This is a genomic window from Pseudomonas sp. LTJR-52 (assembly GCF_003691465.1).
GTDB classification, from domain to species: Bacteria; Pseudomonadota; Gammaproteobacteria; order Pseudomonadales; family Pseudomonadaceae; genus Chryseomonas; species Chryseomonas luteola.
Map to the genome: position 1 here is coordinate 2970422 of NZ_CP033105.1, position 12775 is coordinate 2983196.

The window sequence follows — 12775 nt, forward strand, 5'->3', positions numbered from 1 at the left end:
CATAGCCAGTCGCCTGCACTGTAAAACCCTTCACTGGCAATACCGGTGAGCACTATCCGAGTCTGGAACCTATCACCAGACCCTTGCTGCCCTAGTTGGACCTTTTGTTTATGACTGCCGTCTCCCTCCCTCCGGAACAACCGACCGCCTCGCAGGGGCAATTTACAGCAGAGCAAGCCACCACGGCGGAAAAGCCCCACCTGAACCGGGTACTAAAACCCAGGCATCTGAACATGATTGCCATTGGGGGCTCTATCGGCACAGGACTTTTCGTTGCGTCAGGCGCGACTATCGCCTCAGCAGGTCCTGGTGGTGCCCTGCTCGCCTATGCCCTGATTGGTCTGATGGTGTATTTCCTCATGACGAGCCTCGGCGAGATGGCGGCCTATATGCCCGTCTCAGGTTCCTTTAGCACCTATGGAAGCCGCTTCGTTGAAGATGGTTTTGGCTTCGCCCTGGGTTGGAACTATTGGTATAACTGGGCGGTGACGATTGCAGCCGAGCTTGTCGCTGCGCAGCTGATCATGAGCTTCTGGTTTCCGGATGTTCCCGGAATCATCTGGAGCGCGGGCTTTCTTGCCTTGATGTTCCTGCTCAATGTCTTTTCAGCGCGCGGATTTGGAGAAAGCGAATTCTGGTTTGCCCTGATCAAGGTCCTGACAGTAGTCATCTTTATTGGCATTGGTCTAGCCAGCATCTTTGGCATCATGCACGGCGTTGAAGCCCCAGGTTTCTCCAATTTCACGCTTGGTGAAGCGCCTTTCGTGGGTGGTCTTCAGGCCATGGTAGGCGTGGCCATGATTGCGGGCTTCTCTTTCCAGGGAACCGAGCTGATTGGCGTGGCAGCAGGTGAGTCCGAAAATCCGAAAAAGAACATTCCGATCGCTATCCGCCAGGTTTTCTGGCGCATCCTGATGTTCTACATTCTGGCGATTTTTGTAATTGCCATGCTAATCCCTTATACCGACCCACGCTTGCTGCAAAACGAAGCCAGTGACATTAGCGTTTCCCCGTTTACGCTGCTGTTTGAACGTGCAGGCTTCGCTGCTGCAGCTGGCGTCATGAATGCTGTCATTCTTTCTGCCATTCTTTCTGCCGGAACTTCTGGCATGTACGCCTCGACGCGCATGCTGTTTAGCCTGGCCGAGCAGGGTAAAGCCCCCCGCCTGTTTGCCAAGGTCTCGCGAAACGGCATTCCACGTAATGCTCTGTACGCGACTACACTGGTAGGCGCCCTGTGCTTTTTGACTTCGATTGTTGGCGATAAGGTGCTTTATACCTGGCTTCTGAATACCTCAGGCATGTGTGGCTTCATTGCCTGGCTGGGTATTGCCATTTCCCATTATCGATTCCGCAAAGGCTATGTCGCTCAGGGTGGAAGACTCGAAGACCTGCCCTACCGGGCCAAACTCTTCCCCTTCGGGCCGCTTCTTGCGTTCGCTCTGTGCCTATTCATTACCATGGGGCAGAACTACACGGCGCTTATTGGCGAGCAGATCGACTGGGCAGGTCTGGCAGCAACCTACATCAGCATTCCTCTGTTCCTGCTGATCTGGCTGGGCTACCGCTTCAAGCACCGCAGCCGACTGGTTCGGTACAAAGAGATGGACCTGAGCTCTGGCGATTAACACCTTTGACCCCGGCTCACGGCCGGGGTCTAGCTGGCATAGAGATAGGCTTCGATATCAATACCGGCTTCACGCATCTGTGCAAGCTTGTAACGTAGGGTGCGTGCACTGATACCCAACCGATCAGCCGCTTCCTTACGCCTTCCTCGCTCAGCACGTAACGTTTCCATGATGACCTCGAATTCACGACGACGCAGGTCATCCCCCAACGCTCCCGCAGTTAGTGATTCATCAAGAGCGGTAGAACTTAAAGGCGCTTTGACTGCAGCCACTGGCGGAGCGATATCACGCGCAAAAAATCCGGGAGCACCGTCAAGGCATAGGTCTTCAGGCTCAATGGTACCCGCCTGCTGCAGAATCAAGGCTCGCTGAACCGCATTATCCAATTCGCGAACATTTCCCGGCCAACCGTAGTGCTGAAGCAGCCTTGCAGCTCCTTCCGAAAACACAATACCGCTCTGCCCTGTCCTGGCGGCATGCTTTTTCAAAAGCCGATCTGCAAGCGGCAGAATATCCGCAGGGCGCTCACGAAGCGGTCGCCATGCCAAGGGAAAAACAGACAGTCGATAATACAAGTCTTCTCGAAAGCGCCCGGCGGCTACTTCAGAGGAAAGGTCCCGGTTGGTGGTTGCCAATACTCGAATATCCACTTGCTTGGGTTTGCGCGCACCAACACGCTCTACTTCTCGCTCTTGAAGCACCCGCAGAAGTTTGGCCTGTAACCCTAGTGGCATCTCGGATACTTCATCCAGCAGGATGGTGCCTCCATCAGCCAATTCGAACTTGCCTGGCTGTGAGGCGATGGCACCGGTAAAAGCGCCCTTCTCATGACCAAACAAGGTGGCTTCAAGCATGTTATCTGGGATGGCTGCGCAGTTAATGGCTACAAAAGGTCCAGCTGCACGCGTTGATTGCAGATGGACATAACGAGCCAATACTTCTTTCCCTGTACCGGATTCGCCAGAAATCAGCACGGTTGAGTCACTTTTTGCAACCCGGGCCGCCAAGGCCAGGAGCTGACGACTTGCCGGCTCCTGGGCAACAGGGCTGTCTTGTTCATCAGCGGCTGAATGGCTTACATAGCGCTCGACTCGCTCCAGCAGCACCCGAGGGTCGAATGGCTTGACCAGATAATCCACAGCGCCTTGCCGCATAGCGTCCACAGCACGCTGAATGGAGCCAAACGCGGTCATCAGCAGGACCGGTATATGCCATTGTCTCTGCTGAATACATGCCATGAGCTGATGACCATCCATGCCGCCCATGTTCACATCACTGATGACCAGCCCATAAGCGCTCTGACCCAGTGCTACCAGTGCAGACTCTGCACTGTCGACCGAGTCGAAATCGAAGCCACCGACCTCTAGCGTATCCTCCAGTGCTTCGCGCAGGGCCGCATCGTCTTCTACCAGCAGAATACGAGCGCTCATAGGGGATTCTCCATCAGCACCAGTCGCGGTCCATGAAGCGGCAAGACAAATGTCATACAGGTTCCCCTGCCTGGCCTGGAGCGAATCAACAGGTCACCGTAGTGAGCCTTGGCTATGGTCCTGGCTACAGTCATGCCAAGGCCGGTTCCCATGGGTTTGGTGGTGAAAAATGGCTCGCCAAGTCGCCTTACCGTTTCAACGGTCATACCGGGGCCGCTGTCACTGATGGACAACCTCAGGGTGTCCTGCCTGGCGTACGCGTGAATCTTGTACCGCGCGGTCTTGCCTGCGGCCTGCACAGCGTTATGGACAACATTCATGACGGCACCTACAAAGGTGTCCCGGTTACAAAGCACTTCTCCTACAAATGCGTCGCATTGCCATCGCAATTGCAGATCTTCCAGGTAGGGATTGGCAATTGATTGGATGGCAGCGAACAACTGAACGGGAGAAACTCGATCATTGAGCGGCAGCTCACCGCGCGCAAAGATCAACATATCCTGAACCTGATTCTCAAGCTCATGGAGGCGATCTTTGAGTCGGCCGGCAAATCGTTGCTGCTGCTCGAATGGTAGGGATCGCTCAGACAGGTGACCTGCATACAACATGGCGGCAGATAAGGGTGTACGAATCTGATGTGCAAGCGAAGCAACCATGCGCCCCATGGAGGATAAGCGCTCATGGCGAGCCAACTGCTCCTGAAGGCGGCGTGTTTCAGTCATATCGCTCAGCATGATGAGCTGACCGGGTTCACCGTCCAGCGAGCGTGTCGCCAATGACACCCGACGACCACTTTTGAGTGATACCTCATGCCCATCATCTTTGCGAGGCGCGAAGCAGCGACCGATAACGTCCCGCCAAAGCGTTCCTACCAGCGGCTCGCCTAGTAGATCGACTGCAATAGGATTGGCCTCGCAGACAACGCCCTGCCCATCCAGAACGATGATGCCGGCCGGAAGAATATCGAGAAGACTTTGCAGTCGGTTAGCCAGCCGCTCCTTCTCTGCCAACTCCTGAACACGTTGGGCGGTTTCGCGTGCAAGCTCACCTTTCAGATCCGATAGACGATCTTCAAGCCAGCCATACGGCTCATTGAACAGATCGGAGATGGGCTCAAACAGAACACTAGCCTGCTCAAGTGTTCGTCTGACGTCATCCGTAGAAGGCGTATTAGAAGGAACCGGCGTTACAGATGAACTCATGCGGTACTCTCTGTTTAATGACAGGAAGTCGTCACCAAACAGAGAGTGTGCAAGCTGCGTGCCGTTAGTAGAGGCGCCTCAGAGGCAAGCGTTATTCCTCATCCGCCAGTTCGTCCTCACGGCGACCCATACCATACTTGCGCATCTTTTCGACCAGGGTAGTACGCCTGATACGCAAGCGCTCGGCCGCCCGAGCGACCACACCGCCAGCATCATCAAGGGCTTGCTGGATAAGGCTTTGCTCAAGATTCGCCAGATAATCCTTGAGATCCAGCCCTTCTGACGGCAGTAGTGCAGAGGATGCTGCCGGACCCGGGAGACTGGCTAGCGCTACCGCTTCACGCTCTTCAAGTTCTTCACGCAAGGATGTGGTCATTGCGTCGTTTTCATCTTCTACGTAACGGAATTTCTGTGGCAGCTCAGCTACACCGATAACACCATAGGGATGCATGATCGCCAGTCGCTCAACCAGGTTGGCAAGCTCACGCACGTTACCCGGCCAGCTGTGCCGGCACAGCGACATAATAGCCGCCGAGTTAAAGCGGATGGAGCCGCGCTTTTCATGCTCCATACGGGAAATCAACTCATTGATGAGCAGCGGAATATCTTCTGCACGATCCCGCAGGGGCGGCATATCGATTGGAAAAACGTTAAGACGATAGAACAAGTCCTCACGGAAGGACCCCTCCTCGATCATCTTCTCGAGGTTCTTGTGAGTCGCTGCAATGATGCGCACATCGACTGTTTGAGTCTTGTTACTGCCCACACGCTCGTAGGTACGCTCCTGCAACACACGTAACAGCTTGACCTGCATGTTGAGTGGCATATCGCCGATCTCGTCCAGGAAAAGCGTACCGGTGTTGGCCAGCTCGAACCGCCCGGCGCGGTTGGTAATGGCCCCAGTAAACGCACCCTTCTCATGACCGAACAGCTCACTTTCCAGCAGTTCAGCCGGAATAGCGCCGCAGTTCACTGGAACAAAAGGGCCGTCTTTACGTTTTGAGTGAAAATGCAGGTTGCGCGCGACAACCTCCTTGCCTGTACCTGACTCACCGAGAATCAAGACACTGGCTTCGGTATCCGCGACCTGCTGCATCATCTTCCGCACACCCTGAATGGCACGGCTGGTGCCGACCAGACTGCGGAAAAGATTGGGCTCACGCTGGCGCCCCCGGTCTCGCGCCTGATCATACATATCTCGATAGATCTGAGCGCGATGGAGCGAGTCGAGCAGCTGGTTGTATTTAACCGGAACCTCTAAGGTCGCCAGGATGCGCCGCCGGACATTATCCGGCCAGTCGCTATACGTGACGGCACCCAGCAATAGAATAGGGAGGACCTCGTCAAACGCTGCAAGCTTTTTTAGCAGCTCGACGCTCCCCCCCTGCGCGTCGACCTGGCCCAGCAAAACACACAGTACCGCTCGACTACTTTCAAACGACTCGACAGCCTGCTCCCAATCAGCGCTCGTACAGGCGACATGCTCTTCGCCTAGAAAGGCCAGAATGACGGCAAGATCGTGGCGACGCTTCGCGTCATCTTCTATCAGGAGGATTTTAGTTTCACGCCACATCTTCAATTATTCCCTTTCCGCCAAAGACCACTAACAGGCATAGCCCTAGTAAAGTCAAAAGTGGGAACAGAGTCAATTTTATGACGTGTTTTTCTTACTTTAAATTTATTCCGCTGGTCGTATTCTTAGCCAAATAACTTATAAACATTGGCCGCTTTTTGAGAACGCTTCGCTTTAGAAGCTTCCTTAGCAATTTCATTACGCTGCATACGGCTTGCGTATATTAACTTTCCGTAAAAAGCCAATAGCTGCTCCAAGCTTAAACGCAAATCGTAATCATTACGCGGCTGCTCTCTCATCGCTTCATCTATATAAATACGGCAAGCAAAATCCAAGGGCCCAATCGCATCCCAATCTTGACTATCCAGCGCGGCTGACAACGCTTCCCGCGTTTCGTCTATTTTTTGAATTGCCAATGACATGACTGTTCCTCCAAGGATACCTAGACCGGCGCAATGGCGTCCCAACCCTCTTTTACTTTACGTAGAAGGCCGGCTACCTCATCTAACAGCTCCGCTTGATTATTTCTATTAGCCTCAGTCAGCTTTTGAGCCATGTACACGTAAAGAGCGTTAAGATTACGGGCGTAATCACCACCTTTTTCATAATCAAGTGCCTCTTGCAAGCCGCTGAGAATAGCTAATGCTTTTGAAATAGCCATACCCTTGGCTGCGTATTGCTCACGCCCCATCGCCCCCTTCGCCTGCGCAATTCTACTTAAGCCACTTTCCATCAAAAGCTGGATCAAACGGTGCGGAGACGCATCTTCTACTTGTGTTCGAGCACCTACACTCTGGTATTGCATCAATGCGGATGACATGTTCATTTATGAATCCTCATGACGAACATTACTGATGTTGAGGGTATCGGCTGAGCTGCCAAGTTCTTTAACACTTCACCAGAAACACGGCTCACAAAGCTGAATTAAAGCTGACAGCACAGAAAGCAGGCATTTGCCTGCTTTCTGTGCTGCAAGTCCTAGGAGTGCTAACGCCTCTTATGAATCGTCAGAGGAGCTATTATTTAGTGCATTAAGTGTAGTCAGCACGCTGCTCCTTGTTGCAGTAAGTTGATTTACCAATGTGTTCATCGAATTGTACTTGTTGTACATTATCGTTTCATACTTTGCGATGCGACTATCCAGTTTGGTTTGCTGGTCCGCCAGGTCACTTAGTGTATCGTTAAGGGAAGCCGTACGCTGATCAAGCAAGCCGTTAGTCTTCGTATAGTTATCCAAACTTGAAGACATACGGGTGAGCAAACCACCACTGCCGGTAAAAAAACCTTGCACTGATGAAAAATTATTTGTTAAGGCATCACTCAGCTTTGTTGAGTCAACGCTTAATGTCCCATCATCCTTATTAGTAGTAACACCCAACTGAGAGAGCATTGAAATTGCTCCACCATTGGTTGAAGAGCCAACCAGTTGGTCTCTTAATTTATTCAATATTTCACGAGTTGTTGAGTCGCTCGTTAATGCTGCAGCGCTTGATGTCGAATTACCATCGCTATCGGTTGTAGATGAGACGCTTGTTAATGAAGTAATTGTATTAACAAGCGCATTATAAGCAGACACAAAACTATTGATCGAAGTAGTAAGACCGTCCTTGTTCGGCGCTACAGTAATAGTAGCTGTATCGGCTTTTACCAACGTGAAATCAACGCCTGTGATAGCATTACTGACCTTATTGGTAGAGCTAGTCATTGAAAGGCCATCAATGGTATAGCTAGCGTCAACCGCAAGGGCGGAAACATAGCCGCCTTGACTACTGCTAGCCTTCAACGTGGTGCTTATATTCAAGCTACTGAGACTAGATTGACCGTCGCCTGTACTTGCATCAGTTGACGTAACTCCAATGTCTGTACCCGCACCTGTTTTGGTAGAACTCAAGACTAGGCGCTGACCTGAAGAGTCAGTAATAATGTTAGCAGTAATGCCTGCAGACTTTAACGAAGAGTTATTATTGATATTGTCACGGACAGCAGAAAGGCTCGACCCACTGGCCACGTCAATATTATAACTCGTGCCAGCCTGAGAAATTGTTAGGCTACCTGAACCGAACGTTGAACTTGAAGCTACATATGCGGTGGCTACTTTTGAGCTAGTAGCCAAGTTAGTAACTTTTATTTCATACGTACCCGCAGTCGCATTTGCACCCAATGATGCTGTGGCGATCTTTTCATCATTAGATGAGACTTTCAAAGGAGCAAAGTTACTATTTGAAGTCGAAGTCGAAGTCGAAGTCGAAGTCGAATTTAAATTTTTTAGCGCCGTTTGGAAGGTATCAAGCGCGCTGCTCAAGCTGCCAATAGCAGAAAGCTTCGTAGTCGCAGCTGTTTTTTGCTCGGTTATTTGACTTTGTTTTGGTGTTTTTTGTGCGGTGACTAAAGACGACACGATTGAATCAATGTCGAGCCCTGTACCAATACCGTTGACTGATGTTCCCATTTTAGCCTCCGAAGCCAAATATCCGTCAGGTCTAATCGATTAGACCTGACGCATCAATATCTATGCCAACTCAAATCTTTTCATTGAGCAGCAAGCTGTTCGACTCTTTAAAACTCTCGGCCAATCGAAGAGCCACTTCGGAAGGTATTTGTCTGATCACTTCACCGCTCTCGGTTGCGATCACCTTAACAACCGTCTCCCCTGTAGCATCATCGATAGAAAAATCCAGATTTCGCCGAGAGGATTGAGCCGCTTCATTGATATTTTTTACAGCCTCTTCCAATTCTTTCCGAGAAAGAGCCTTTGGGCTTACCGCATCCGTAGCGCCCTGCGGAGCAGCGACTTTAGGAGCTGCCAGGCTGGCTGTTGATAAAGCGACTGGAGAGGTAGAACTTTGTGCTATACCTGAGATAACGTTCGTATCCATCTCTTATCCTCAATTACGCAACGCAAGAAAGGGCACACTTGGCGCCCTCTCCTGCTTAGTTCAAGCGCTCACTTGATTAGCCGAGCAGCTTCATCACAGCAGATGGCAGCTGGTTGGCCTGAGCCAGAATGGCGGTTGCAGCCTGCTGCAGCGTCTGCTGCTTGGTCATTTCGGCCGTTTCAGCCGCAAAGTCCACATCCTGGATGGTGCTGCGCGCCGCGGTGGCGTTCTCAGACACGTTTTGCAGGTTGGAGATGGTGCTGTCCAGACGGTTTTGTACCGCACCCAGCGCTGAACGCTGTGTATCGATCATCTTCAGTGCAGCGTCGATCACCTGAGTCGCTGCCTGGGCATTCTTGGCCGTGGTAACGTCCAGATCCTGCACAGTCGAAGAGGAGGCAGTTGTGCTGGCAGTAGCAGCTGCCGCTGTACCTACAGCCGAAGTAAAGTCACTGCCAGAGTTCAGGGCAATCTTACCTGCGCTACCGCTCACTACAGCAGTTACACCGCTGACGTTGGTGTTGATTGCGCTGATGATATCCTTCATAGAGGCGCCTTTGGCATAGTCAACCTTGGTACCGTTGACTGTGACAGAGCCGGCAGTGGCAGCAACTGCACCTGCTGAAGCTACGATAGCGCTCAGATCTAGGTTAGCGGAGGCCAGCTTGGATTCGCCTTTCAGTGCAGCGGCGCTCATGTCGCCCAGGCTGAAGCTTACGGTTTCGTTGGCGTTGGCGCCGACCTGGAAGGTCATGGTGCCGTTGTTGCCAGCGGTACCGTCGAGTAGCTTGATGCCCGAGTTGCCGCCACCAAAGCTCGTGGTCTTGGAGATACGAGTCAGTTCTGCAGTCAGCGACTTGAATTCCTGGTTGATCGAGCTGCGGTCGTCGCTGCTGTTGCTACCGTTAGCAGCCTGCAGAGACAGTTCACGCATACGCTGCAGAATGTTGGTGGACTCTTGCAGAGCGCCTTCAGCAGCCTGAGCGATGTTGTTGGCATCCTGAGCGTTCTTGGTTGCAACGTTCAGACCGTTAACCTGGCTGGTCAGACGGTTGGAGATCTGGGAACCGGCGGCGTCGTCTTTGGCGCTGTTAATACGCAGGCCAGTGGACAGGCGGCTCATGGAGGTGCTGAGTGAGTCGGAGGCCTTGGTCAGGTTCTTCTGAACAGACAAGGAGGCAATGTTAGTGTTAACTGTAAGGGCCATGATGATACCTTCACTAATACAACTGGAGTTAGTGGTTCCTGGCCCGGCTACCGCCCGGTGTGGCCTACAGAACCTTCGTTATAGTTATCGTCCCGCCCTGCCAATGCTTTAGCCCTCTTCTCTAAATTTTTAGTTTTTTGTTGTTTGAGAACTTGCGTATTAACTCTAGCCGCTTGCCGGTTTGCTTACGCTAAAGCAAAAGGGGCGCCGAAGCGCCCCTTTTGGTGTTGCGTTGAAACGTATCGGGGATTAGCCGAGCAGCTTCATCACAGCAGATGGCAGCTGGTTGGCCTGAGCCAGAATGGCGGTTGCAGCCTGCTGCAGCGTCTGCTGCTTGGTCATTTCGGCCGTTTCAGCCGCAAAGTCCACATCCTGGATGGTGCTGCGCGCCGCGGTGGCGTTCTCAGACACGTTTTGCAGGTTGGAGATGGTGCTGTCCAGACGGTTTTGTACCGCACCCAGCGCTGAACGCTGTGTATCGATCATCTTCAGTGCAGCGTCGATCACCTGAGTCGCTGCCTGGGCATTCTTGGCCGTGGTAACGTCCAAATCCTGCACAGTCGAAGAGGAAGCAGTTGCAGTAGCAGTACTTGCTGAAGCTGCACCTATAGCCGAAGTAAAGTCATTACCGGAAGAAAGGCTGATCACGCTACCGGCACTGCCAGAACTACCGGCAATTGCAGTCACACCACTTACGTTGGTGTTGATCGCAGCAACCACATCCTTCAAAGAAGAACCTTTGGCATAGTCAACCTTGGTGCCGTTAACTGTGATGGAGCCAGCAGTAGTAGTAGTACCAGCGCTATTAAACATGCTAGCAGACATAGTCAGGCTAGCAGAGGCCAGCTTGGACTCGCCCTTCAGTGCAGAGGCGCTCATGTCGCCCAGGCTGAAGCTTACGGTTTCGTTGGCGTTGGCGCCGACCTGGAAGGTCATGGTGCCGTTGTTGCCAGCGGTACCGTCGAGTAGCTTGATGCCCGAGTTGCCGCCACCAAAGCTCGTGGTCTTGGAGATACGAGTCAGTTCTGCAGTCAGCGACTTGAATTCCTGGTTGATCGAGCTGCGGTCGTCGCTGCTGTTGCTACCGTTAGCAGCCTGCAGAGACAGTTCACGCATACGCTGCAGAATGTTGGTGGACTCTTGCAGAGCGCCTTCAGCAGCCTGAGCGATGTTGTTGGCATCCTGAGCGTTCTTGGTTGCAACGTTCAGACCGTTAACCTGGCTGGTCAGACGGTTGGAGATCTGGGAACCGGCGGCGTCGTCTTTGGCGCTGTTAATACGCAGGCCAGTGGACAGGCGGCTCATGGAGGTGCTGAGTGAGTCGGAGGCCTTGGTCAGGTTCTTCTGAACAGACAAGGAGGCAATGTTAGTGTTAACTGTAAGGGCCATGATGATACCTTCACTAATACAACTGGAGTTAGTGGTTCCTGGCCCGGCTACCGCCCGGTGTGGCCTACAGAACCTTCGTTATGGTTATCGTCCCGCCCTGCCAATGCTTTAGCCCTCTTCTCTAAATTTTTAGTTTTTTTGTTGTTTGAGAACTTGCGTATTAGCTCTAGCCACTAGCCGGTTTGCTTACGCTAAAGCAAAAGGGGCGCCGAAGCGCCCCTTTTGGTGTTGCGTTGAAACGTATCGGGGATTAGCCGAGCAGCTTCATCACAGCAGATGGCAGCTGGTTGGCCTGAGCCAGAATGGCGGTTGCAGCCTGCTGCAGCGTCTGCTGCTTGGTCATTTCGGCCGTTTCAGCCGCAAAGTCCACATCCTGGATGGTGCTGCGCGCCGCGGTGGCGTTCTCAGACACGTTTTGCAGGTTGGAGATGGTGCTGTCCAGACGGTTTTGTACCGCACCCAGCGCTGAACGCTGTGTATCGATCATCTTCAGTGCAGCGTCGATCACCTGAGTCGCTGCCTGAGCATTCTTGGATGTGGTAACGTCCAGATCCTGCACAGTCGAGGCTGAAGTGGTTGCAGTAGCAGTAGCAGCTGCCGCTGTACCCACAGCTGAAGTGAAGTCACTACCAGAGGAAAGGGTAATAACATTACCTGCGCTGCTGGTACCAGCTACAGCGGTTACACCGCTAACGTTGGTGTTGATCGCAGAGACAATATCTTTAAGTGAAGAGCCCTTGGCATAGTCAACCTTGGTACCGTTGACGGTAACAGAGCCGGCAGTGGCAGCAACACCTGAGCTATTGATCACGCCAGTTAAGGTCATGTCAGCAGAGGCCAGCTTGGATTCGCCCTTCAGTGCAGCGGCGCTCATGTCGCCCAGGCTGAAGCTTACGGTTTCGTTGGCGTTGGCGCCGACCTGGAAGGTCATGGTGCCGTTGTTGCCAGCGGTACCGTCGAGTAGCTTGATGCCCGAGTTGCCGCCACCAAAGCTCGTGGTCTTGGAGATACGAGTCAGTTCTGCAGTCAGCGACTTGAATTCCTGGTTGATCGAGCTGCGGTCGTCGCTGCTGTTGCTACCGTTAGCAGCCTGCAGAGACAGTTCACGCATACGCTGCAGAATGTTGGTGGACTCTTGCAGAGCGCCTTCAGCAGCCTGAGCGATGTTGTTGGCATCCTGAGCGTTCTTGGTTGCAACGTTCAGACCGTTAACCTGGCTGGTCAGACGGTTGGAGATCTGGGAACCGGCGGCGTCGTCTTTGGCGCTGTTAATACGCAGGCCAGTGGACAGGCGGCTCATGGAGGTGCTGAGTGAGTCGGAGGCCTTGGTCAGGTTCTTCTGAACAGACAAGGAGGCAATGTTAGTGTTAACTGTAAGGGCCATGATGATACCTTCACTAATACAACTGGAGTTAGTGGTTCCTGGCCCGGCTACCGCCCGGTGTGGCCTACAGAACCTTCGTTATAGTT

Annotated in this window: 11 protein-coding genes; 1 reads left to right on the forward strand and 10 read right to left on the reverse strand. The window is 52.8% G+C overall.

Translation table 11 applies throughout. From position 1 onward, the window contains the following. Positions 1–110 precede the first annotated feature (110 nt). Positions 111–1628 (forward strand): amino acid permease, encoded by a 1518-nt coding sequence (locus EAW52_RS13895; RefSeq protein WP_177411913.1) that lies wholly within the window; start codon positions 111–113, stop codon positions 1626–1628. Between the two features lie 29 nt (positions 1629–1657). Here EAW52_RS13895 and EAW52_RS13900 read toward each other — a convergent pair whose 3' ends face one another. The 10 genes from EAW52_RS13900 to EAW52_RS13945 form a co-directional block, all read right to left on the reverse strand. Next, positions 1658–3058 (reverse strand): sigma-54 dependent transcriptional regulator, encoded by a 1401-nt coding sequence (locus tag EAW52_RS13900; protein WP_122042920.1) that lies wholly within the window; start codon positions 3056–3058, stop codon positions 1658–1660. Next, positions 3055–4260, reverse strand: a complete 1206-nt coding sequence (locus EAW52_RS13905; protein ID WP_019365173.1) for a PAS domain-containing sensor histidine kinase — start codon at positions 4258–4260, stop codon at positions 3055–3057. Before EAW52_RS13905 ends, EAW52_RS13900 begins: the two co-directional genes overlap by 4 nt. Positions 4261–4351: 91 nt before the next feature. After that, positions 4352–5833, reverse strand: a complete 1482-nt coding sequence (locus EAW52_RS13910; RefSeq protein ID WP_122042922.1) for a sigma-54 dependent transcriptional regulator — start codon at positions 5831–5833, stop codon at positions 4352–4354. Between the two features lie 125 nt (positions 5834–5958). Next, on the reverse strand, positions 5959–6255 hold the full coding sequence (locus EAW52_RS13915) for a flagellar protein FliT (protein WP_122042924.1): 297 nt from the start codon (positions 6253–6255) through the stop codon (positions 5959–5961). A 20-nt stretch (positions 6256–6275) separates the two neighbouring features. Then, positions 6276–6659: a flagellar export chaperone FliS gene (gene fliS / locus EAW52_RS13920; RefSeq protein WP_122042925.1), complete on the reverse strand. Its 384-nt coding sequence runs from the start codon at positions 6657–6659 to the stop codon at positions 6276–6278. A gap of 171 nt (positions 6660–6830) precedes the next feature. After that, positions 6831–8282, reverse strand: a complete 1452-nt coding sequence (gene fliD, locus EAW52_RS13925; RefSeq protein WP_122042927.1) for a flagellar filament capping protein FliD — start codon at positions 8280–8282, stop codon at positions 6831–6833. A gap of 70 nt (positions 8283–8352) precedes the next feature. Continuing rightward, positions 8353–8709 (reverse strand): flagellar protein FlaG, encoded by a 357-nt coding sequence (locus EAW52_RS13930; RefSeq protein WP_122042929.1) that lies wholly within the window; start codon positions 8707–8709, stop codon positions 8353–8355. A 76-nt stretch (positions 8710–8785) separates the two neighbouring features. Beyond that, complete coding sequence (locus EAW52_RS13935; RefSeq protein ID WP_122042931.1) at positions 8786–9916, reverse strand: flagellin; 1131 nt, start codon at positions 9914–9916, stop codon at positions 8786–8788. A 249-nt stretch (positions 9917–10165) separates the two neighbouring features. Next, positions 10166–11305 (reverse strand): flagellin, encoded by a 1140-nt coding sequence (locus EAW52_RS13940; protein WP_122042933.1) that lies wholly within the window; start codon positions 11303–11305, stop codon positions 10166–10168. A gap of 250 nt (positions 11306–11555) precedes the next feature. Continuing rightward, complete coding sequence (locus tag EAW52_RS13945) at positions 11556–12689, reverse strand: flagellin (RefSeq protein ID WP_122042935.1); 1134 nt, start codon at positions 12687–12689, stop codon at positions 11556–11558. Positions 12690–12775: the final 86 nt, after the last annotated feature.